This window comes from Vibrio sp. JZG120, from assembly GCF_053890955.1.
The window spans coordinates 1005817-1030711 of the sequence record NZ_JBSRRK010000001.1; the positions used below are offsets into that span (position 1 = coordinate 1005817).

Sequence of the window (24895 nt, forward strand, 5' to 3'; positions counted from 1 at the left end):
GTAGCTAACAGCGGCAGAAAAGAAAAACAGCACCTGATGATTCAATCAGGTGCTGTTTACTAAAATAACTTAATCTTCAGGTAATATTAATCCACGCTAAAAACTTGGTGATGGAACAGCTGATCAACGATTTCATGAGATGTCGCTGACGACCCTAACTCCAACCCTGATAAATCAAAGTTCTCTAATGCCACGGACATTGTGTTGCTGCCTTCTCCAGTAATCGTCAAATTCAGAGTATCTTGGGCACTATCGTAGTCTGCGCTTACGTGTTCCAACAAGTTATCCATATCCGTTGTGTCGTCACCGACAAACTCAAGAATGTCACTCAAATCCAGCTTGTCTTCATCCAGCCTAAAGTCTTTAATCACATCTCTTGATGACGTCATGTCCAGTGATTCTTGAGTAAAGGTGAAGGTGTCAATACCCTCTCCACCTGTCAAGATGTCACTGCCTAGGCCTCCCATCAGGATATCGTTTCCAAGCCCACCAACCAGAATGTCATCGCCTGCGCCACCATTCAACGTATCTTCACCTGCTTGACCTAGCAAAATATCAATGCTTTCGCCACCAGTGATGCTATTCGCAAACTCATCTCCCACCGACGCATGGCGCTCAGTTTGCACAATATCGGTGCCAGAATCGTTCAATGTAAGTGTAAAGACGTTTTCACTTATGCCACCTTTACCATCAGACACTTTAAACAAGAAATGCAAATCCGCCTGCTGGTCTCCCTGTAGAGTAAGCTCATCGCTTTGAGTAAAGCTATAACTGCCATTGGATGACACTTCCAAAGTGCCGAACGCTGTCTGGATATGAAGCTGACCATCTACGTCACTGGATGAAGAAACTAACGGCTGATTTACAGTTACACCGTGCAGATCTGCGCCCAGCAGAGTGAAATCGCCTTCTGCCAAAGAAACGGTCATGCTATCACCATCAGCGTCCTGGCTTCCCGCCAGTAACTCACCGGCAATTGGATCGGGAGAGAACTGGTTTAGGTACTGCCCCAAGTCTTCACCTGAGTCGATAAACACCACTTTGTCGCTAAGCTCATCTAGAGCCTCTGCTGCTTTGACATTATCAGAGAGAGCAATACCAATCCCATATACCTTGGCGTCATGAGTCTGTTTGTAATCTTCCCAGCGCTCGGCTAGATCAGGAGAAGTAACAGCGCCCTCGCTAGGGTTGGGTTCGCCATCTGAGATAAAGAATATGGTGTCCTTACTCTCAGACGGTTTTTCTGGACCGAAATAGTCCCAACCATCCTGCCAAGGGTAAACGGCATTACTTGCCTCACCAGGCTCCATTACAGCCTCTAAAGCTTTATCGTAATCCGTATTGGTACCGTATTCTACGTCACACCAGTTGCGCACATATTCTGAAACTTCATTTTGGAAACTTAAATCGTTTGGATCACGGCCATTCATCTCTGGTGGGCGTGTCATCAACTCAACTTCACTCAAAGTCAGCCAGCTATGTGTGGATGTATCACCGTCGAAACGTACCAGGCGGATATAGGTGTTTGATTCTCCTCCATCGGCAATCATGTTTTCAACCATGGAATGTAACGCAGCAGCTGCTTTGTAAGCTCTCGATTCAGTTTTCGGTGCTGTTGCATCACGACCCACGGTATTTTCACCGTCAAAGGTACGGGTCATGCTGTTCGAATGATCGAACACTACCGTCACTTTATTGATCGGTAGGTCTTCCATCTGAGCATAGCCCTGAACTGGAGATGAGGTTGGGGCATGGTTCTCAGTGACATTCAGGATAACCTGAGTTGTATCGGTATCCACACCATCGCTTGCAGACACTTCCAACTGATACGTTTGCTGAGTCGAGTGATCCAGTTTTACACCATCTTTCAGCCAAATCTCACCACTATTAGAGTCAACACGGAATAGATCAGCATCACCACCACTCAATTCATACTTTATGGTGTCACTGCCATCCGGATCAAACGCTTCCACCTGGCCGACTAATACCCCAACTTCTTGCTCAGCGACGTCAAAGCTTGCTGTATCTTCTGTTGGCATACCGTTGGCATCGGTGCCGTGGGTTTGATCTGCATCACCGACACTGATGAATTCTGGTGCGCGATCTCGGATATCAATGGTAACTTCACTATTTGTAGTATCACCGTCAGCATCGATAACCGTAACGTCAAGCTTCTCTTGTTGATGACCTACAACATTGCTCGCTTGATAGTCGTAGTGGCCATTTTCAAAGTTAATGGTCAGCTTGCCGTGGTTGGTATCAATTTGCGCCAGAGAATGATCCGATATTTTCGTGCCATCGCTGGTAGTGACATCACCGTTTATTTTGTTGTAGTAATATATCTCGCCATCGATAGTGATGTGATCTACCCACTGAGAATCACCGCCATTGTCATCCAGAAGGTTACCTTGCAACTGGCCTGAGACCGTTTTGCTAAGCAAATCCACAATTTGAGAATCATCTACAACGACAATAGCACTGCCTTTATCTGTAGCGATCGACTCCAGATGTTCCAGAGACGCTCCATTACCAATACCAACAGACCAGATATTTTCAACATCCTGACCGCTACTGCTGATGCTATTTTCCATCGCATTTTGCAGAATGATGCCCTCTTCTTCAGAAGTAGGCTGAACCCGACCATTCACTATGTCCTGATAACGCTGTTCACTTTCAAAATCATCTGATGTTGACCACTTAATCAAGTTTTCACGGGTTTGAATTTCTCCCACGTTCGTTTGATTTGTCCAATAGGTAAAATCGGAAGGTCGACCATCTGAGATAAAGTAAAGCTGGGTATCGGTATTACTAAGCAATGCGTCATCTTCTGGATCACTAAGCATTTCATTTATTTGGTCAACGGCCTGGTTATATGGCGTCGATGCATATGGATGTATACCAGAGATAAAGGCATCAATGGCCTCGGCAGAATCTAGCCACTCAGAAATCTGGCCAGATGGTTGTCCGCTGTAAGTTGCAATTCTAAAACTTACTGGACCCAAATCTTGGTATTGCTCAAACATTGACTTAATAGAGTCTTGAGCAAGTTGCCAGCGAGTAACATATTGTCCGTCTGCATCTGTTACCCAGTCGAGCATTGATTCTGACGCATCAAGTGCAATCACAACACTATTACTTTGTGAATCAACATCATTTATTTCGTAGTGAGCTGAAGACGATGACGGTAATGAATCCGTTACATTCAGATGCAAGGTGGCACTCTCAGACTGACCTCCGGCATCCACCTCTACGCTAGCGCGGATATCCAGCATGTCCGCCCCCTGCTCCGCATGATCAAGAGGCATATGTTGATCAACTGTGAAATGACCCGTTTTGCTATCTATGTTGGCTTGAACCACTTTGATGCGGTCGGCACCTGTTCCAGTATAACCAGTTAGAGTGCTCTGATCTGCACTCACTTCAAACACGACCTCTTTACCATCGCTGGTGAAACCACCTAGGTTTTGATCGGCGTTGAAGTGATATTCAGCCTCCGTTGCAGACCCGAGGTTTACGATAAAGTTGCCTTCAGCATGTACGCCAGTATCCGTACCAACTTGAGATTCATCCAATGCTGCGTGCGCATCACTGAGCGACATAGGCTCACCCATCACACTAACGGTAACTTCTGCTTTATCAGTCAGACCGTCGTCATCACGGATGATGTATTCGAAGGTATAATCTTTCACTTCACCCGTTTTCAGGGTTTGTTGATCAGCTGGCAGTGACTCTAGGTACTTGGCCGCATCAAAGACCAACTTACCATCTTGCAGACTAAGGAAACTTTCTGATGGATAGTCGATAATAGTCAGAGCGTCACCATCTGGGTCGCTGTCATTCGCTAGAACATCCAGCTCTAAAGTGCCTGAGCCGTTGGTCTGGTAAGCGTCATCAAAGGTCGTCAGGTCCGCTGATACCTGAGTAATAAAGTACTCTGAGCCTTTAGGATCAATGACACCATCTTTATAGCTGGTAGTAGACATTTCAATACTATCGAAGAAACGCCCATCTGCATTGATGTTGACTACTTGATTACCACCACGGGTACCTTCAAACACACCTGTCGCAACCAAGTCACCTTTGTAGTAAGCCTTCCAAACACCGCGCTCAATACCAGGCTCCCAGCTACCGTTCGAAGTGTCTGTCCATAGGTTTTTCACTTCAACTTCAGCATGATCGGCAACCTGACCATTAGCGAAGGAGAAGCGCATTGCTTCACTTTGTCCAGTTGCATCATCATATCGAATCTGACCATCTTGAACCCGGTCTGAGCCGCTGTCTAGCGCAGAACTAACGCCATATTTGTGGTCGCCGTCACCAACATAATCAGCTTTCGATGCATCAGAAACCTTGTTTCCAGATCGAGTATCAATCACATAATAATCAACTGTGATATCAGCACTGTCATCCCAGTTGCTCTGGTCAATTGTCTTGGTTATTTTTTCAATGCCCTTATCATCTTCAGCAATAGGGGCTTCATTAATATCGCGAACCAACACTTCGACCTGAGCGGTGTCTTTACCGCCAAACTGGTCACGAGCTTCCACTTCTAGCTGGTAGTTATCGATAGATTCATGGTCCAGATTTGCACCATTTTTGACACTGATCTCACCGGTAAGACTGTTGATTTCAAACAGTTCGCTATGACCGTTTAAGTGATAGGTTATCTGACTGTCCTGATCGACATCGAATGCATTTACTTTTCCAATTACACCCGATTGACTGTTTTCATCAACGCTAAACTGGTAACTATCGATGTCGGTTTTACCTTGAGCATCCAGACCAAAGTTGTCATTACTCCCACTAACAAATTCAGGAGCATCATTAGTGCCCGTAATATCAATCACGATCTTTTGTTGGGTGCCATCGGTCGCCGTGAGAGTGATGATGTCTTGCACCTGGTCACCCTCGTCCAACTGTTGAACCTGGCTTTGATCCAGCGTATACGTCCACTTTCCATCCGCCAATACTAGCTCACCGTAGGTGCCCGTAACGGTAGTGTTGCTGAACACTGGCTCATCGCCATTATCAACATCAGAGATAGTGATGGTGCCTGTTGCGGTCGCGACATCACCGAGGTTGCCTTCGCTCACCTTGCCAGTAAACGTACCGTCAACAATAGGCGTGTCTTCGGTGCCCGTAATATCAATCACGATCTTTTGTTGGGTGCCATCGGTTGCCGTCAGGGTGATGGTGTCTTGCACCTGCTCACCCTCGTCCAGCTGTTGAACCTGGCTTTGGTCCAGCGTATACGTCCACTTCCCATCCACCAATGCTAGCTCACCATAGGTGCCCGTAACGGTAGTGTTGCTGAACACTGGCTCATCACCATTATCAACATCAGAGATAGCAAGGGTGCCGGTTGCGGTCGCGACATCACCGAGATTGCCTTCGATCACCTTGCTGGTGAACGTACCCGTCACGACTGGCTTGTCTTCGGTGCCCGTAATATCAATCACGATGTTTTGTTGGGTGCCATCGGTTGCCGTCAGGGTGATGGTGTCTTGTACCTGGTCACCCTCGTCCAGCTGTTGAACCTGGCTTTGGTCCAGCGTATACGTCCACTGCCCGTCCACCAATACTAGCTCGCCGTAAGTACCCGTAACGGTGGTGTTTGCAAAAATCGGATCGTCGCCATTATCAACATCATAGATAGTAATGGTACCTGCTGCGGTCACAACATCACCGAGGTTGCCTTCGGTCACCTTGCCAGTAAACGTACCGTCAACAATAGGCTTGTCTTCGGTGCCCGTAATATCAATCACGATGTTTTGTTGGGTGCCATCGGTTGCCGTCAGGGTGATGGTGTCTTGCACCTGGTCACCCTCGTCCAGCTGTTGAACCTGGCTTTGGTCCAGCGTATACGTCCACTTCCCGTCCACCAATGCTAGCTCACCGTAGGTGCCCGTAACGGTGGTGTTTGCAAAAATCGGAGCGTCACCATTATCAACATCAGAGATAGTGATGGTGCCTGTTGCGGTCGCGACATCCCCGAGATTGCCTTCGGTCACCTTGCCGGTGAACGTGCCCGTCACGGCTGGCGCGTCTTCGGTGCCCGTAATATCAATCACGATGTTTTGTTGGGTCCCATCGGTCGCCGTGAGAGTGATGGTGTCTTGTACTTTTTCACCCTCGTCCAACTGCTGAACCAGGCTTTGGTCCAGCGTATACGTCCATTGCCCATCCACCAATACCAGCTCACCATAGGTGCCCGTAACGGTGGTGTTTGCAAAAATCGGATCGTCGCCATTATCAACATCAGAGATAGTAATGGTGCCGGTTGCGGTCGCAACATCACCGAGATTACCTTCAGTCACCTTGCCGGTGAACGCACCGTCAACAATAGGCGCGTCTTCGGTGCCCGTAATATCAATCACGATGTTTTGTTGGGTACCATCGGTTGCAGTGAGAGTGATGGTGTCTTGCACCTGCTCACCCTCATCTAACTCTTGAACCAGACTTTGGTTCAACGTATACGTCCACTTCCCATCCACCAATGCTAGCTCACCGTAGGTGCCCGTAACGGTAGTGTTTGCGAAAATCGGATCGTCGCCATTATCAACATCAGTAATAACAATGGAGCCTGTTGCGGTCGCGACATCACCGAGATTACCTTCGGTCACCTTGCCGGTGAACGTGCCCGTCACGACTGGTGCGTCTTCGGTGCCCGTAATATCAATCACGATGTTTTGTTGGGTGCCATCGGTTGCCGTCAGGGTGATGGTGTCTTTTACCTGATCACCCTCGTCCAGCTGTTGAACCTGGCTTTGGTCCAGCGTATACGTCCACTGCCCATCCACCAATACCAGCTCACCATAGGTGCCCGTAACGGTGGTGTTTGCAAAAATCGGATCGTCGCCATTATCAACATCAGAGATAGTAATGGTGCCGGTTGCGGTCGCAACATCACCGAGATTACCTTCAGTCACCTTGCCGGTGAACGCACCGTCAACAATAGGCGCGTCTTCGGTGCCCGTAATATCAATCACGATGTTTTGTTGGGTACCATCGGTTGCAGTGAGAGTGATGGTGTCTTGCACCTGCTCACCCTCATCTAACTCTTGAACCAGACTTTGGTTCAACGTATACGTCCACTTCCCATCCACCAATGCTAGCTCACCGTAGGTGCCCGTAACGGTAGTGTTTGCGAAAATCGGATCGTCGCCATTATCAACATCAGTAATAACAATGGAGCCTGTTGCGGTCGCGACATCACCGAGATTACCTTCGGTCACCTTGCCGGTGAACGTGCCCGTCACGACTGGCGCGTCTTCGGTGCCCGTAATATCAATCACGATGTTTCGTTGGGTGCCATCGGTTGCCGTCAGGGTGACGGTGTCTTGCACCTGGTCACCCTCGTCCAGCTGTTGAACCTGGCTTTGGTCCAGCGTATACGTCCACTTCCCATCCACCAATACCAACTCACCATAGGTGCCCGTAACGGTGGTGTTTGTAACAATCGGATCGTCGCCGTTATCAACATCAGAGATGGTGATGGTGCCTGTTGCGGTCACGACATCACCGAGATTGCCTTCGGTCACCTTGCCCGTGAACGTGCCCGTCACGACTGGCGCGTCTTCGGTGCCCGTAATAGAGATCACAACTTCATGCTCAGTGCCATCTACAGATAAAACGGTAATACTTCTGATGACTGGGTCACTGTCATGATCCAAAGCCTGCACTTCTTCGTGCTCATTATTCAGCTGATAATTCCAGTTACCGAAAGCATCAATTGAGAAGACTCCCCAATAACTATCTTGAACCTCACTCTGTGATTGGAATAACGCTTCACCTGTATTTGGATCAGTAACACTGAGGTTGCCAGAAGTTCCAAGCGTCACGTCTTCTTGAACGGCACCTCTATCTTCACCATCAATCAACGCTTCAGTTTCACCAAGCTCTGAGGTTGTGAATCGAGAAATATTAAATAGCGTTGTACTTTGCTCTGTCGTCACGCCGGCGGTTTCAAAAAAAGTACTTGCTAGTACTTCTGCCCCCGTTCGTTCAACAGTACCAGAGGCAGTTAAACTTGAACCCGTAACTTCACCAGCTTCAGTAGCATATTCATCACCTAGTTCACTCGGGTCTTGTCCTTTTTCGATGGCCTCTAATATTTTCGCAAGCTTGTCGGTAGAATCAGTTTGAGCTTCACCTTCTGTGTCAGCAATATATACATGCTGAGGTTGGATCTTCCCCTCTACTAATTCAACGACCACTTCTCCCGGTAACAAGTTTTCTTTAGACGCAAAAGCTTTAATTTGACCATCTAGGCCGATTACAACATAGGTTTGTGCGGTTAATTTTGATGGTCCAACCAAGAGCTTATACCTCATTTAGTAAATACAAAAATCTCAAAGTCCATAAAACTAAGAAAGTAATAAGACTTATTTTCAAGAAGCGATATACACAATTGGGCGTAAGCTAGCATCAATTAACCCATCTAAAACACGCAATTATCCTATCAATAATTTTCATGTTTTAAATTTGTTTTATTTTGCACCGTAAAAACATATGTTATGCGACCTATTTTTAATATTCTTTAAACTTGTCATTAAATTTTCATTGAAATAGCAGCTTACATTCCAAAAAAGCAAGCAAAAGGAAACGTTTGCCTTGGGTAATATTAGTAATCTTTAATATTTATTTTTGAAAAATAACTGGCGTTAAATTATTTGGGGAGATTTTAGTGAAGCTAAGTAATATTAGTATCGCGTGTTTTGGTTTGCTAATACCACTGGTTTCTAGCGCACAAACTTTAGAACAAGCAATAGCGACAACATTTGCAACGAACCCTGATATCAAAAGTGCGTTTAACGAGTATATGAGTAGTCGTTATATTATCGATAAATCACGTGGAGCATATAAACCTAGTCTCGATATTGACGCGGGTATCGGTTACGAGAGCATTCACCCTTCCGACTCTACTGGTAAGAGTGATACCGAGATGACCCGTAAAGATATGGCAATTACTCTTACCCAGTTGATCTGGGATGGTTCAAAAACCCTATATGACATTGATCGTACCTCTGCAGATGCAGAGTCTGTGCGTTATCAGTTACTTGCAGATGCCCAAAATGTTGCGTTAGAAGTCATCAAAGCTTATTTGGATGTAGTAAAAACACAAAAGCTGACTGCGCTTTCCACTAGCAACCTAAACACACATAAGCGAATTTATACTGATATTAAAAAGCGTACAGAGTCAGGAATTGGCTCAGTTGCCGACCTTAACCAGGTTAAAGCTCGTTTAGCAAAAGCTCAAAGTAATGTTTTAGCTGCACAAAATAACCATAAAGACGCTCAAACAGCATTCTTTCGCTTAGTTGGTGAGGCACCAACTAACCTTATTTTTCCGCACGCAGACCAAAACTTTATCCCCAATTCTCTAGACGAGGCCCAATCGCAGGCTTTTGACAATCATCCTGTCATAAAAATAGCACTCGCAGATGTCGATTCTGCCAGGTTCCAATATAAACAAGCGGATGCAAACTATTTCCCAGTCATCTCATTTGAAGCGAAACAAAGCTGGAACGATGATGTAGGAGGAGTAAATGGTCTCAACTCTGAAACACAAGCAATGCTTCGTGTCCGATACAACCTTTACAACGGTGGCCGAGACTCTGCAAACAGTGACAGTATGGCCTATCAACTCAATAAAGCGAAAGACCTCAGAGAGCGAGCATACCGAAGTGTGGAGCAAGAGCTCCGCCTTTCGTGGAGCGCTCTTGAACTGACTAAACAACAAAAGTCTTTTTTAATACAACACGTTGATTCCATGTCAAACACCGTTATTGCATACCAAAAACAATATCGTATTGGAAAGCGCACCTTACTTGATCTGCTGAACACTGAAAACGAGTTGTTTGAATCACGCAAAAACTACTTAGAAACACAATTTGCACAGCAATACGCACAATATCGGACCCTGACTTCAACCGGGCAGCTTTTAGACGCATTGCGCGTCGACATACCGGAAGCGTGGACTCAATCGGTGGAGTACTAAATACAATGAAAAAGAATCTTCTAATCACTCTGGCTTTGGTCATAATGAGTCATCATAGTGCATACGCAAAAGATGAGCTGACGTACATTCCTATACCAAAGGCGAATCAGATTGCTGACCTAAACGACTTGGATAAAGATGGTGTGATAAACGCTCGTGATCTTTGCGCAGGTACTCCAATAGGGGCAGAAGTAGACAATGATGGTTGTGAAACCTATTTGCATAAAGAAGAGCAATACCAACTTAAGATTTTGTTTGATAATGACTCTGCTCTTATTAACCAAATTTTTAAAAACAAGATAGATGAGTTGGCTGCATTTCTTAAAAAGTATCCAACTACTTCTATAGAGATACAAGGATACGCAAGTAAGGTAGGACGCGCAGAATACAATTTAAACCTATCTCGCCATCGTGCAGAGAATGTACGCAATCTATTGATAAAAAAAGGAATCCCGGGTGACCGCCTCGCAATTATTGCTTTTGGCGACACACAGTTAGCAGAGCCGGGTATGGATCGTGTCAGCCACGCATTAAACCGCCGCGTTACTGCCACTGTTGTCGGCCAGCAAGGGATGGTTAAAGATGAGTGGACGATATTCACTACCTTCCCAGAAGTAAAATAAACTTATACCCCTGCTTATTTGCATAGATGAGTGGGGGTATTTTCATGTCATTACGCCTAACTAATTAGACACAACTAATAAAACAAACACTAACATTAATCATAACTCACTAATATTATGGCAAAAATTAAAAAGTGAGCCTTTACTCTATATTAGTAGTAATATATTAGAGTCAAAATGAAAACCACCAATACTTTTAAATGGGAAGAAGATAAGCCAATCAATAACACTGAGGGGTTTAAGCAATCACCTTTCTTCACCACAATATGAAATCAATTTATTATATAGCTTTAATAAATCAATCATCTATTGAGGAAACATAATAAAACATGACAGAAACATGTCTTCGTAGATTGAGCCAGTTATTAAAACATTACAAACACTCTCAAACGTATCAGGTAAACCTCGACGATTTAGAACTGGTTTTTTCAACTTCTAGACGCAACATATCTAATATACTGAGAATACTTGACAGCTACAATTGGATCCACTGGGAGCCAGGTCGTGGCCGTGGGAAAGCCAGCACACTAAAAGTGACGGTAACAATACATCAAGCCCTATACTTTACGATTCGTAATGAAATCAACAATGGTAGCTTTGACGTCATCTCGAGGTTACTTGAGCATTACCGTAGCACTGCTGTAAGCGCACTTAGCCAAGCACTCGCAGAAGTTTCAGAAGAAAACAAAGATTCAAATACACTCATCGTCAGCCAGTATCCTTGGGTAGATGAGCTAACCCCTTCACTGACTTATCGCTTTTCAGAACTGCAGGTAATACGCAGCTTGTATGACACCCTATTTACCGTTGATCACTACGGTCAATTAAAAAATCACCTCGCTTGTGAATACAAAAATGAAGGCAGTTGTATATATATTTGGCTCCGCCCTGATATCTACTGTCACGATGGGCTAACATTACAAGCAGAAGATGTCGTACACTCTTTAAATAAGCTCGTTACAACAGATGGCCCCGTCCAAAAATTACTTCAGCAAGTCACTCGTATCAGCTTCGATAATGCCAAACAAGCTATACGTATTGACTTAAAGCAGCCTAATAACTTATTCATTTACTGCTTAGCAACCGCAAATGCGTCTATCACTACTCGACGTCAGAAGAGCTTTAAAGGTCGCAGTATCACAATAGGTACTGGCCCATTTGTACTTAGGCATTGGGATACCGACAAAATAGTACTGAAGAAACATCATAACTATTTCGCAAAAAAGGCATTATTGGAGCAAATCACGCTCTCTCATCAAGGGACTGAGCTGGATCAATACATCAGTTATAATCAGGAAACTGACGATACCGAATGTTATATGATTCAGGCATTTTCTTTTCTAGCACGTAATCGTCGCGCCGAGTGCTCACTAAGCGAGCAAACTTGGCAGCGCCTATTTTCTTTTATCGAGAGTCGTAGATTTGAATTTGCCAAAGCGAATGGCTTGGAAACGATGCACATTCTCGATGATAACTCTCACAACGAGAATGTTCCTCAGCTTGAGGGAACGTTGGTCATAACCCATCCAAAGTGGACGATTGATTATTTAAGTAAAGCGAACCAATGGATCGTAGATTTAATCCGTAAAACTGGGTTGCATGTAGAATTTGTGGAGCTAACTGACGCTAGTAATCCTCAACTTGTAAAAGAACAAGCCGACTTGCTCTTTGTCGAAGATGTCATTGAGCCACCTTTAACCTATGGAATTTATGAGTGGCTATTAACAGGTACAGGTATTCGATTTGCTCTTCACTTTGATGAATTTGAACAGCATGTTAATCACGTACACGATGCAGTCTCAGATCCCACTCCTGAAAAACGTTTGGAGGGAATACTCTCAGAGCTCAGAGATGATACAACAATCTTACCATTGTTCTGGGGGCAAGAAAAAATCACCAGAGCGAAAGGTGTAAGCGGTGTTCAACTCCGTAAATCTGGGTACAGTGATTTCTACAAACTAAGAGTCAGGGCCGGACAAGACTAATCTGTTTGAAGCTTCTGTTTACTAATTACTTTTGTAATCTACGATGTGAGTTTTCAAAATAATGCTTAATCACACTAAGCGAGCACAAAATTGAACTCACCGACCACACGACCATCAATGTTGACAGGCTCAAACTGCAAATAATCACGGGCTTTTCCACCCCACCACTCGTTACCAGTTCGCCCTTTCAAATAAAGCTGAGTCGTTAACAGCTCTTTCTCTCCACGCCACAATTTTACGTGGATGTGGGGAGGTCGAGAGCTATATGGAACCGGAAATAACGTTTGAAAAAGGTAATTCCCATCTTCGTCAGTTAAAACTGCACCAAAGCCTGCAAAGTGAGGATCAAACTTATTATTGTTAGGTTGATTCGGGTGATCATAGATGCCTTGTCCATCACATTGCCATATTTCTATTTTCATTTCAGACAATGGGTTTCCTGCTGTATCCATTACCTTACCCTGAAGAAAAATGGGCTCACCAATAAGACCTTTCGACTGCAAAATCAAATTTTGACAAAGTGGCACTGGAACCACGGGATAGAATGGCCCTTCCGTTTGAGGCGGTGTCGGCTTCATTGGGCTAGCGGATTTTAGCGAAGGCGCAAATATTAGCGACCATAAAGCTAAGAAGTGTCGACGTTCCATATCATCACCAGTGATTGTTTACCTTACTTAAGTTTGGTGATTCTTGATGATTTTTCCAGCGTAGCAGTACACTAAAACAAACATGCCTCTGTTCAGGGCAACGCTGAACAGAGGCATTTACAAATTAGCTACTAATAATTAAATGGCTTCAAAGGCTAGTGCTTTCTTCTCTACCTGACGGAAGATAAGAGTGAGCAAACCATTTACGGTTAAATAAAATGCACCCGCAATACCAAATACCGTCAACGTATCGTAAGTTTGTGCGTTAATGCGCTGCGCGTAACCCATCAGATCCATGATCGTAATCGTGCTTGCTAGTGACGTCCCTTTGAAGACCAAAATCACTTCGTTTGAGTAAGCAGGAACGGCACGACGAATGGCGTATGGCAGCAGCACTTTTAGCGTTGCGGTTTTGTTCATCCCCAGAGCACGACACGCTTGCCATTGACCAGAAGGAATCGCGTTAAACGCCCCTTTAAACAGCTGAGTGCTGTACGCCGCGGTATTAAGCGCTAACGCTAACATCGCACAGAACCAAGGTTGGCTGAACCATGTCCAAAAAACACTTTCTCTCACTGCATCAAACTGACCCGGACCGTAGTAAACCAAGAAGATCTGTACCAACAAAGGCGTACCAGTAAACAAGGTGATGATGCCACGGCTTACCCAATGCAAACCCGGAGTACGTAGGATCAGAGTCAGCGTCATCATCAAAGCTAAGAGGCAGCCGACAATCAAGGAGGCGGCGGTCAATTGAAGGCTAGTGCCCAAGCCATCCAGCATTTGCCAAACGTGTTGTTCGTTCATGCGGTAGCCTCCTGTCCCATACTCATGCCTTGAATTGAGAACTTCTTATCAATCAGTTTTACGGCACGTTGCGTAATCAAAGTAATGCCTAGGTAAATCGCTGCAGCGGTTGCGTACCATGTAAACGCTTCATGCGTCGCTGCAGACGTTAGCTGCGCTTGTTTCAACAAATCCGTTACGCCAATCAGTGATACAAGCGCGGTATCTTTCAACAGAACCAACCATTGGTTAGTTAAACCTGGTAGCGCGTGTCTTACTGCTTGTGGCAAAACAATGCGAACAAAAGCATGTGCCTGACTGATGCCGAGAGCACTTGCTGCTTCTCTCTGCCCTCTTCCAACGGCTTTTAACGCGCCACGTAGAGTTTGAGAAGCATAAGAAGCGAAGATCAATGACAACGCCACCACGCCAGACAAGAACGGGCTAACTTCAATAAAGTCGCCGGTGATTAAAAACAGAACCTGCGTCGAACCAAAATATATGAACAACACGACAAGGATTTCTGGCAAGCCACGCACAATCGTCACAAATGCCGTCATTGGCCATTTAACAAAAACGCGGCGAGACATTTCACCACTGGCGAATACCACTGCCAGAATCAAACCGACTAAAAGGCTTGTGAAGGCTAGCTGGACAGTCATCCAACTAGCTTGAACAAGCGATAAAGAGTAACCCGTTAGTGCCATATTACTTACCGAAGTACTTGTTGTAGATTACGTCGTATTCGCCGTTCGCTTTCACTGTTTTCAGTGCCGTGTTCAGCTTGTTCACTAGCTCATCGTTACCTTTGTTTACTGCGATACCGAAACCGTTACCGAAATATTTAGGGTTGGTTACGTGCTCGCCCACGTATGCTAGATTGTCTTCTTTCTTGAACCATTCGGCTACGACAGCTGTATCGCCGAATACAGAATCAATACGACCGTTCTTCATATCGATGAATGCGTCTTGGTAGCTAGAGTAAGGAACCGCTGTTACGCCCGGCATTTGCTCAATCAGGTAACTTTGGTGTGTTGAACCGTTTTGAACACCAACGCGCTTACCTTCTAGTGCTTTTTGATCAGCAACTTTTTCTTTGATAGAAACAAACGCTGCTGAGTTTTCATAGTATGCATTCGTGAAATTCACTTGCTCCAAACGCGCCTCAGTAATATCCATTGCAGAGATAGCCGCATCGTAACGTTTGAATTTTAATGCAGGGATCAGGCTGTCAAAAGATTGGTTATGGAAGGTACATTTGGCTTCCATTTCTTTACATAGTGCGTTCGCCAGATCCACGTCAAAACCTTGGATTTGGTTATTTTCATCCATGTATTCGAATGGGGCGTACGTCGCTTCCATCGCGAATTTGATCTCTTCTTGTGCTGCTGCGTTTGCTGCCATAGTTGCAGAAGAAAGGCCGATTAGTGAAGCCAGTAGAATCTTTTTCATTGCAATACTCCGTGTGTACTTAGTGGGCTGACACTCGCAATGACAGCCGAGCTTATCTGTTAAATAGACTGAACTTTAAAAACGTAATTTAGTGATTTAGGTAGTCAGCAAACTGGGCGGTTTGCGGGTTAGAAAACGAATCATTTGTGCCGTGCTCGACGATGTGTCCTTTTTCTAGATACAGTACGTGGCTAGCGATTTTCTTAGCAAAATCGACCTCATGCGTTACTACGACTTGGGTGATGCCAGTTTCGCTTAAATCTTTAATAATCTTAACGACTTGGTTAGTAATTTCCGGATCAAGCGCTGCGGTCGGTTCATCAAAAAGCAAGACTTCCGGTTTCATCATCAATGCACGAGCAATCGCCACACGTTGTTGCTGACCACCAGAAAGCTGCATCGGCCATGCATCCGCTTTGTCTGCCAAATGCAGTGTTGCGAGAATTTGCATTGCTTGGTTCTTCGCTTCTTCTTTATCCATGCCAGATACTTTTACCGGAGCCTCAATCAGGTTCTCCATTACTGTCATATGCGGCCATAAGTTGTACTGCTGGAACACCATGCCTACTTTACGACGAAGTGCTAAACCTTGTTTCTCTTTGATTTCAGTAGAGAAATCAAAAACATCATTTGCGATGTTTAGCTTGCCGTTATCCGCCCCTTCAAGAAGGTTAAGAACACGCAGTAGAGAGCTCTTACCTGCGCCACTTGGACCAAGTAACACCAGTGTTTCCCCGCTTTCACACTTAAAGCTGACATCGTGAAGCACTTGTGTCTCACCGTAGGATTTATTGATTCCGCTTACCTGAATAGTCATGCTGACATACCGCATTAATTGTCACTTGGTATTTATATTACTCAACTGGACTTTTTATGCAATAAAAATGTATAAAAATTTAATTTGTTAATTTTTTGTATGATCTGCAACCACCAAGACAGAGTATCTGACTGGTTTGAAGAGTTAGTTTTAACTGAATTTGTTGAAGAAAACCCAACAACATGGTGACGACCGAAACAAGGTTAAAATGGTGGTTATTTTTGTGCTGACGTGTAGAGGAAGTTTTGAGTCTATGAGGATGATCTATTCCAAGTACACCCGCTCATTTTTGCACAGCATCCCCTGTTAGTTTTCCTGTAAAGTCCTCTATGGTAGGGGCCTGATTACGACTTCGCGAATGGACTATAATTTCTCTTTGTATCTGACTCTTAATTTGAGTCATCTAAGTATTAATGGGATAACTCCATGTTGAAGTCGCATTGTTTTTCTCTCGTTACACTCGCTTCTCTGAGCTTGCTTTCTATACCCGGCGTTTGGAGTAGAACAGCAATCGTGTTACCTGGATTGCATGAACAGGGTATTGATCTTCAAGATAAGCCTATCTCTGCTGCGGCTGCACTTGAATGGGAGTTGGATAATGCCGATATCGTGTTTGGAGCTTACGAAAATAAGAGTGATAACGAGCGTGTAAAAGCGCTTGGTTACATGTACAACCAAAAGCTGGAACTTAACTCAGGTTGGCTGGAAAACGATATACGTAACCAAGCAGAAATAAATAACATCGATTATGAGGACTTTTTTCTTCATTTTTCGGAAGACACTATCCTAGCTGAAGTCGACTCAAGCCATGGCGAGAATACTCTACTCAATCGAAAACCGATGATTGTTGGTTATACGGCTAGTGCTGACCACGCCGGTTTTTGGCTATATCAACCACCGCCATGGGATGCTGATGTATTCGGTCAGACGAATAATGGTGGTGCCCTCTATGTTTATCACTCAGAGAAGTTCGACCGCTTAACCCTTACGTTTTCCCAGTTTGCTCAAGGTGGCAACTTCATAATTGAATACCCTTCTGCCATCGATTCATTCGGTCTGGTAACAGAATGGAAAAGCTTCGCAATTAAAAAAGACAAGACTGAGAACATGACTAAAAACCAAACGGTAAACTGGTCTGTTCCTTCGGATTGGGTTCGCGCTACGACACACGATGGTAGCGGACAAACCTATGGTGGCGGTCAGTATTTTGGGTCCACTTTTTTACGCGACGGCGGCCGCCTTTACGTTGCGAAAATTACTTGGCATGACGACAACATAGAAAACCGCCCACGCCTCGAAAACATTCAACTCAAAGATAGCTTCCCTGTCGTCAATGTCTTAGGAGCACCAACGGAGACACCTGAAGGTCAAACCATTCAGCGCTGGCGACAAATTCGAGGTTTTGACGAATCAGCTGATCGAAACCAAGATAATTATCTTTCTTGGCAAGAGTTCAAGAACCGCTCAAATAAGAATGCAACAGCACGATTTCGTTGGGAGTCACGCGTTATTCCATTTGGTCGCATGTGGAATCAAACCTCTTCTTGGGCATTGACTAATCTCGGCAATCCCGATTTTGCCAATACAATGCGCCACTATTATCAAGCTGAATGGGCGAAACAAGGTTTAAACGGTGCGTACAACGACGATACGAATAAGTTACTCGGAGAAAATCAGTTCTACGTTTATTCCGGTGGTGGGGTGGATGAGCTTGGTTTGTTGGCGGGAAGCCAAGCCGCTGATGATGCATACAAAGCGCAATTCTCGGCGTTCTTAAACAAATTGGCGACGCTGGATGCGGATGCGTTAATTGGCCTCAACATAGGCACGGCCAACTTATTCGGTCGTAACGGCCAAAACCACTTGGTTGATGCTGGCTCCTTGTACTTGCGCGAGCACTACCTTTTCCCTTCCACTGGCTTTAGTGGCTATGCTGGCTTGGCTAAGTTTTGGGATAACTCTGCTCTCGCCAAAGTTGGCCAGAAAGTGATTTATCAAGCGACAACGCGTTATGGTCGCGTTCAATACTTTGGTAACACAGAAGACAATTGGAAACAGGACCAATACTCTGCACTAGCGGTGTTCTACTTAAACTATCACCCTGAGCGCAGTTACTTTAATCAGTGGAACAATGGCTACTTATATGGAAGTAATAACACAACAGGTGACAACTTCTGGAAGGCAGGCGTACCAAAGAATATTGCTTATCAACCTAGCACCTTGCTTGCCGTTGATTTAGGTACACCAGCCAATCAAACCCCAGAGGGGTATCAGGCGACTCCGGTAATGATGTCCACCAGCACGCCCTATTCCGCCGATTACACGGTGATTGGAGATGCTTCTATGAGCAAAGTGGCTCATCCTGACTTGCCTAATGGCGCTATCGAATTGTTACCAACCCATACGTACTTTGCGTATCGCTCAGAAGATACGGTAGTGATGCATGGCCCTACGGAGATGGTGTTAGCCCGAGAATTCACCAAAGGCCGAGTGCTGTATCGGACTGATTTCTTTGGCAAGAATATCGATTACTTCTCCTCACCGAAGATAACTATCGCACTTCCAGAGCCTATGCGACCTGTAGATCAAGACGGTAACATCGGCGACTATGTTTCTCACATTGAGATCGGCGGCTACGAAGGGGTGTTCTTGCTGTATTAACTCCCTTTCAACCACTCTCACTAAACGCTTCATAAATCGCCGTTTTTATGCTTAACGTCACTGAAAAAACCTTGTTCACTGAATCTTTATAAACCGATGTATATACTGAAGTAAATGACAACGACAAGGAAATTCAGTCACATGAAGACGACACTTTCAATGCTCTCTGTTCTGCTGCTCTCAGCATTATCAACTCATGCAAATGCGGATGAATGTGGAAAAATAACCATCGCGGATATGAATTGGAATTCGGCCAGCTTAATGGCGCACATCGACCAATTTGTCTTAAATGAAGGCTACCAGTGCGATGCGGAATTGATCCCTGGTGATAGCGTTCCTACGGGCACCTCTATGATTGAAAAGGGGCAGCCTGACGTTGCGCCAGAGTTATGGACAAACGGTATTAAAGAAGCACTTGATAAAGGGATTGCGGATAAACGCTTGCGCATCGCTGGTGAGTCGCTTGTCAATGGCGGTGAAGAAGGCTTTTGGGTTCCCGCCTATCTGGTAAAACAGTATCCAGAGCTCGCGACGATAGAAGGCGTCATTAAACACGCCAAGCTGTTTGAACACCCTGAGGATGATGACAAGTTCGCCTTTTATAGCTGCCCTGCTGGTTGGACATGCCAAATCACCTCCGGTCACTTGTTTAATGCATTAGGGTTAAGTGAGCACGGCTTTGAGATGGTTGACCCAGGCTCTGGCGCAGCATTAGCTGGCACCATCGCCAAAGCCTATGATCGCAAAATGCCTTGGTTTGGTTACTACTGGTCACCAACACCCGTATTGGGCAAGTATGATATGGTCAAAGTGGATTTTGGTAGCGGAACGGATCTGGAAGAGTATCGCAACTGTACCACCCAGCCTGATTGTGCTTCACCAAAAGTAACAATGTACCCACCTTCTCCAGTTCGCACAGTAACAACTGAGGCATTTGCGAACAAAGAACCCCAAGCATTCGCGTACTTGCAGAAACGCGGATTTACCAACGAGCAAATGAGTGAAATGCTGGCCTGGATGGAAGATAACTACGCAGATGGTGAAGAAGCGATGTTTTACTTCTTTAATACCTATCCTGACTTATGGAAAGGTTGGGTATCTGAAGACGTAGCGGTGAGAATCGAAAAAGCGCTTTGATGATTAATACTTAAAGTGCCACAAATCATTTAACCTCCCATACCGTTTGAATAAACGGCATGGGAGACTAATCAACGATTCGTTAATACATGGTGTGACCATTCAATGTTTCTTTAGGAATCTCTTGCAGAGCGTCCCAATGTTCGACGATTTTCCCATTATGATCAAAACGAAAGAAATCCATCGTCACGTATTCAATATCATTAGGCCATGTTTGGTGAGTGTGTAGTGCCACCAAATTCCCCTCAGCAATGGCTCGCACAAACGTAATGTCTTTATTGGGATACTCGTTTTGCATCCGCTCAAAATACTCGATAAAAGCCTCGGGGCCATTTCCAACTAATGGATTGTGCTGAATGTACTCATCGCCAACGTAGTCTTCAACTGCCTTTTTTGGATTACCTCGATAGGCGGTTTCGTAAAACGCAATGGCATTTCTTTTGTTCTCTTGCAGGTCCATTTTTCTTCCCTATGTCGCTCTACTTGGTATTTAACGATAATCATAGCCTTAGAACCTAAGAAGTGACCGAACATCGCGCACAAAAAAGGCCGCTAAACCGCAGCCTTCATCACTTGAAACTTGGAATCACTGTCCCTTCAGAGCTTAAACCACACCACCAGCGCCCTGCATGGAACGCTCACTGTTCTCCACCAGCAACGCGGTTGCGGTTTGTTTCAATGTTTCCCACTCTTGGTCTTCGACAAAAATACCATTTTGCCAAGAGGCTTGTTGCGTGTTGCTTAACTCATCGCCTTCAATGTGAATGGTGTATCCCTGTGCGCTTTTCTCGATATCGAAATCGTTCACAGAGAGTTCGATAACCATACTATGCAAATTCGTATCATGCCCATCAAACTGATCCGAGAAAAAGACTTCTGGCGCGATTCGTCCACGGTTTAACACATAAAGCGTTCGTTTTGGACTAGAGCCATTGACCCATTGTGCACGGCACGCGATGCCTTTTGCAGAGAGCTTCAACAACTCACTAAAACCTAGCCAACGGTTATGGCACTGTTTCAATGTGATATTAATCGACTTGCTGTTGATCATTTTCTCAAGTGCGAAATCCAACACGGCGGGTAAGTGGCACGCCACACTGCCATTGTGCAAATCCATCTCGATACTCGATGGCGTGCTGTTGGTCACCGATACGGCGCAGTCCGAATCTAACCCAAGAAACAGGCTGGCGTTATTAAAGTGACGCACCCCGTGCAAGCCAACCATTTGCAAGTCCGCCACCATGTTCGCAATGACATCCGCCTCACCACAGTGACGGCGCATGCCAAGAAATGCCTTATTAACCGCGGCCACCAATTCGTTGTGAGAGACGATCATAATGCAAATCCTCCGTTGATTTTTTGATTGTCACTTTGCGCAATTTCTTCTCGTTCCGGCATGCTCGGGAAAATCCATGTGTCCGCCAGTTTAGGATCGTGAATTTCATCTAACAGCGGCGCACCTTGGAAGAAAGTAACTCGAACCCAACGATCCGAGCGCGGATCAAACTTAGTCGCACCAAAGATCGCCAACTTACAGCGCAATAAGTGCATTGGTAACGCATCTTTACGCAGCACGTTCATTTGAATATCACCCATTGCTCGGTTGCCTAACGTCCATACGCGACGTGTGATCGAACGGTAAGTCGGATTTTGCAACAGAAACTCTGCTACGGACATTTCTTCATCACAACCAAGCAAGGCATGGTACAAGCGATTCACTTGTCTGCCGATATCAAGCGGCAGCTCTTTTTCTTCTCCTGCTTCCTCACCACGAACACCAAGCCTTGGTTCTTCTTTGTCTTGTGAACGATACCAGAACCAGTAGTTGTTCTCGGCTAGTGAGTAATCCGCATCAATCGCCCAGCGGTATTTGCTTTGCAACACCTCAAGTAAATCTTGGATCTTTTTCCCGCCCGGAATCGATAACGTTTCATCCGTATTCATTTGGCTAGCAAATTCATCCACCAAAGATGGGTACAGTTCGATCAAGCAAGAGGTGAGGATTTCTTGGGCTTCCACACTCATTGTTTTCTTTTGCTCGACCAAACTCGCCCAGTTAGGATGTGATGCCATTAATGTTGTTAGCTCCGATAGCAGTTGTTTGATGTCTGCTATCGCTTGATGATTGAGCCTGTCTTGATGTTCATTGATGGTGATGACTTGCTCTAGATGGCGCTGTGCTTTTTGTAGTAATCCTTGCAAAGGAGCATGGAATGACGCTTCACACGGCATCGCAAAGACTCGCGCTACCGCACGCTCGCGAGAGGTCATCCATTGGTCAACGATGCACGGGTGATTAATCAAGTATGGAGCCATGCCTAAGCCAGTAGCATTGCCGACACCAAGGTAGCGCTGCAAGCCACGATGCAAAGCCACCGCGTTGTCGCCTCCTTGCTGAAGTGCTAGGTAGTGCACCCAATCCAGGCTGAATTCACGCAACATATATACGGCACACATTTGCGCACTAAAAGACTGGCTGAAATCTGGGTTATTCTCTAACAGTTTGAAATCGGCGATACCAAACTTTCCGTTACCATAAACAGCTGTGGTGCGCAGGATATAACCCACTTCCGCCAGCTCTTTTGGCTCGGGCTGCTTGCCTTGAGAAAGAGCGCTAACAATGTGCTCAAACACGCGCACGCTTTTGTTTGCGCGAGCCAGAACAAGTACGTTGTTTGGATTACGTCCCGCTTCTTGCAGCGGTACATTTGCTCGCAATCTTTCCAACAAAGTAACATCAACATCGCCTTGAACCAGTGCGAATGTGACGTCCCACTTTTCAGCAATGACGCGGTCATTACGCTCGTCATCAGCAATTTCATCACAGAACACCACCAAATGATAAACGTGCTCTGGCGTGGTCAACTTGTAAATAACGTGACCATAACCACGCGGACAAAGTTGCCACTCATGCTTGGTTACTTGCCAGTTTTGGCTTGCCATATTACGAATCAGACTACGAACAAAGCTGATTCGGTTTTGGTGCATTGCGCCAAGCCTTTCGGCTGCCATGACAATCGCTGCGTCGCGCATAGTTGCTTCCGTATAAGTAGAACGATGTGCATCCATTTTGCTCACCACCTATTTGTTATTGTAAGAATACTAGGGTTTGTGCGGATGCAGGAGGAAAACACCCGCACAAGCTCCACGTTGTTTGAATTAGATAATTGTTATAGCCCTTGCTCTTTCGCCATTTTGATTGCGATTTGCGGTGCATTCCAAAGTGACGGCAACAGAATCAGAGAAACCGGAACCGCGGTAATCACAATGAAAGATTGCAGTGCAGAGATGCCACCAGAGCCAAGCGAAATCAGGATCAGAGCTGTCACACCCATCATTACGCCCCAGAAGGTACGGATGATCGCATTCGGCTCCGTTTCACCACTGATCACGACACTGATTGTGTAGGTCATTGAGTCGCCCGTCGTGACGATGAAGATCGTGGTTAAAATCAGAAATAGAATTGAAGTCAGCATTGGCATTGGTAGTTGCTGAGTCACCGCAAGCAAAGCACCTGGCAAGTTAAAGCCTTCAAACGCCGCACTCACACTACCCGGCTCAGCAATTTCAAACGCTAGGCCAGAGCCGCCTACAATCGTGAACCAAAAACAGGTGGTGAGCGGAGCCACAATACTGATGGTTGAAATAACTTGGCGAATAGTGCGACCACGAGAAATACGCGCAATAAAGATTGCCATCATCGGACCATAACCAAGGAACCAGCCCCAGAAAAATACAGTCCACCAGCTTAGCCAACCTTCGTCACCGCGATAGGTCGCCATTGGGATAAAGTTATCCAGCATGCTCCCTACACCTTGAATGTATCCGTTAAAGATAAAATTCGTAGGGCCAAAAAACAGGATGTAAACCATCAATGCCATTGCCAAAATCACGTTGTAACGACTAAGCAGTTGCATGCCTCGGCTTAATCCACTGAGTGCAGACAAGGTGTAAAGCGCAATCGCAAACAAGATGATGATAAGCTGAGTGGTAAAGCCATCAGGAATATCAAACAGCGCATTTAACGCGTAGCTAACCTGCAAGCCTAGAAACCCAATTGGCCCTATGGTGCCCGCGGCTACCGCAATGATGCAGCACGCGTCAATCAATGCACCGAGCTGGCCTTTAAGCGCTCGTTCGCCCAACACTGGATAAAGCAAAATACGGGGTTTTAGCGGTAAGCCTTTGTCGTAATGCAGGTGCATCACCACGATGGAAGTTAAGCTACCTACAATCGCCCAAGCCAGAAAGCCCCAGTGCATAAAGGATTGCGACAACGCATTCACCGCACCTTGCTGCGGGTTATCTTGCGCGCCGTACAACGGGGGTGGGCTAACGTAATGCGCGATAGGCTCAGCCGCGGCCCAGAAAACACCACCACCAGCCAATAAGGTACAGAAAATAATCGCCATCCAGCGGAAAGAATCCATTTCTGGTTTAGCAATCCCGCCCAACATCACCTTGCCTGTTCGCCCTGCAGCCAAGCCAAGACCAATAAGAAAAGTGAGAAGCAGCAGTAACTGCCAGTAAGGACCAAACACCTGCACAGCCCAGCCAAATCCGGCGTTAACGATCGAAGATAATAGCTCGCCGTCATAAAGTGCAATAGCAACGAACAACGCGATAAAACCACCGCTATACCAAAAGGCCGGGTTATTCAGTCCTAATTTGTCCGTCGTGTTTTCTGTTGTTGATGTGTTGTGTGTTGCTTTTGACTTGCCCGATGACACGCTCATCGTGGAAGCTTTCATGCTATTGGTTAAATCAGACATACTCTGGCTCCAGAG

15 protein-coding genes are annotated in these 24895 nt (G+C 45.6%); 5 read left to right on the top strand and 10 right to left on the bottom strand.

Going from position 1 to position 24895, the window contains the following annotated elements; all coding sequences use genetic code 11:
* Nucleotides 1–86: 86 nt before the first annotated feature.
* Nucleotides 87–8333, bottom strand: a complete 8247-nt coding sequence (locus ACWPOD_RS04330) for a VCBS domain-containing protein (RefSeq protein ID WP_456231584.1) — start codon at nucleotides 8331–8333, stop codon at nucleotides 87–89.
* A gap of 353 nt (nucleotides 8334–8686) precedes the next feature.
* On the opposite strand from ACWPOD_RS04330, the gene ACWPOD_RS04335 reads away from it, so the two are divergent.
* The 3 genes from ACWPOD_RS04335 (at nucleotide 8687) to ACWPOD_RS04345 (ending at nucleotide 12608) form a co-directional block, all read left to right on the top strand.
* Nucleotides 8687–10000, top strand: a complete 1314-nt coding sequence (locus ACWPOD_RS04335; protein ID WP_005390923.1) for a TolC family outer membrane protein — start codon at nucleotides 8687–8689, stop codon at nucleotides 9998–10000.
* Between the two features lie 5 nt (nucleotides 10001–10005).
* The gene (locus ACWPOD_RS04340; protein ID WP_167427582.1) at nucleotides 10006–10623 is read left to right on the top strand and encodes an OmpA family protein; all 618 of its coding nucleotides are present in this window, start codon (nucleotides 10006–10008) and stop codon (nucleotides 10621–10623) included.
* A gap of 329 nt (nucleotides 10624–10952) precedes the next feature.
* Nucleotides 10953–12608 (top strand): ABC transporter substrate-binding protein, encoded by a 1656-nt coding sequence (locus ACWPOD_RS04345; RefSeq protein ID WP_167427583.1) that lies wholly within the window; start codon nucleotides 10953–10955, stop codon nucleotides 12606–12608.
* Between the two features lie 74 nt (nucleotides 12609–12682).
* On the opposite strand, the gene ACWPOD_RS04350 is transcribed toward ACWPOD_RS04345, so the two are convergent.
* The 5 genes from ACWPOD_RS04350 to artP form a co-directional block, all read right to left on the bottom strand.
* A complete protein-coding gene (locus ACWPOD_RS04350) occupies nucleotides 12683–13255 on the bottom strand; it encodes a protocatechuate 3,4-dioxygenase (RefSeq protein ID WP_167427584.1) in 573 nt (190 codons plus the stop codon).
* Nucleotides 13256–13393: 138 nt separating this feature from the next.
* A complete protein-coding gene (gene artM, locus ACWPOD_RS04355) occupies nucleotides 13394–14062 on the bottom strand; it encodes an arginine ABC transporter permease ArtM (protein WP_167427585.1) in 669 nt (222 codons plus the stop codon).
* Nucleotides 14059–14748, bottom strand: coding sequence for an arginine ABC transporter permease ArtQ (artQ, locus tag ACWPOD_RS04360; protein ID WP_005388570.1), 690 nt, complete (start codon nucleotides 14746–14748; stop codon nucleotides 14059–14061). The genes artM and artQ overlap by 4 nt, the downstream gene beginning before the upstream one ends.
* A 1-nt stretch (nucleotide 14749) precedes the next feature.
* The gene (locus tag ACWPOD_RS04365; protein ID WP_005390934.1) at nucleotides 14750–15493 is read right to left on the bottom strand and encodes an arginine ABC transporter substrate-binding protein; all 744 of its coding nucleotides are present in this window, start codon (nucleotides 15491–15493) and stop codon (nucleotides 14750–14752) included.
* An 88-nt stretch (nucleotides 15494–15581) separates the two neighbouring features.
* Nucleotides 15582–16310: an arginine ABC transporter ATP-binding protein ArtP gene (gene artP, locus ACWPOD_RS04370; protein ID WP_104970792.1), complete on the bottom strand. Its 729-nt coding sequence runs from the start codon at nucleotides 16308–16310 to the stop codon at nucleotides 15582–15584.
* 426 nt (nucleotides 16311–16736) lie between these two features.
* On the opposite strand from artP, the gene ACWPOD_RS04375 reads away from it, so the two are divergent.
* Nucleotides 16737–18971, top strand: a complete 2235-nt coding sequence (locus tag ACWPOD_RS04375) for a hypothetical protein (RefSeq protein ID WP_167427587.1) — start codon at nucleotides 16737–16739, stop codon at nucleotides 18969–18971.
* A 141-nt stretch (nucleotides 18972–19112) separates the two neighbouring features.
* Entirely contained in the window at nucleotides 19113–20108 is a 996-nt protein-coding gene (locus tag ACWPOD_RS04380) for an ABC transporter substrate-binding protein (protein ID WP_456231585.1), read from the top strand.
* A gap of 82 nt (nucleotides 20109–20190) precedes the next feature.
* On the opposite strand, the gene ACWPOD_RS04385 is transcribed toward ACWPOD_RS04380, so the two are convergent.
* From ACWPOD_RS04385 to ACWPOD_RS04400, 4 genes are all read right to left on the bottom strand, one after another.
* Entirely contained in the window at nucleotides 20191–20568 is a 378-nt protein-coding gene (locus ACWPOD_RS04385; RefSeq protein WP_048625191.1) for a nuclear transport factor 2 family protein, read from the bottom strand.
* Nucleotides 20569–20712: 144 nt separating this feature from the next.
* Complete coding sequence (locus ACWPOD_RS04390; protein WP_085343646.1) at nucleotides 20713–21444, bottom strand: DUF3726 domain-containing protein; 732 nt, start codon at nucleotides 21442–21444, stop codon at nucleotides 20713–20715.
* The gene (locus tag ACWPOD_RS04395) at nucleotides 21441–23177 is read right to left on the bottom strand and encodes a hypothetical protein (protein WP_258505126.1); all 1737 of its coding nucleotides are present in this window, start codon (nucleotides 23175–23177) and stop codon (nucleotides 21441–21443) included. The genes ACWPOD_RS04390 and ACWPOD_RS04395 overlap by 4 nt, the downstream gene beginning before the upstream one ends.
* 101 nt (nucleotides 23178–23278) lie before the next feature.
* Nucleotides 23279–24880, bottom strand: a complete 1602-nt coding sequence (locus ACWPOD_RS04400) for a BCCT family transporter (protein WP_145535298.1) — start codon at nucleotides 24878–24880, stop codon at nucleotides 23279–23281.
* Nucleotides 24881–24895 lie beyond the last annotated feature (15 nt).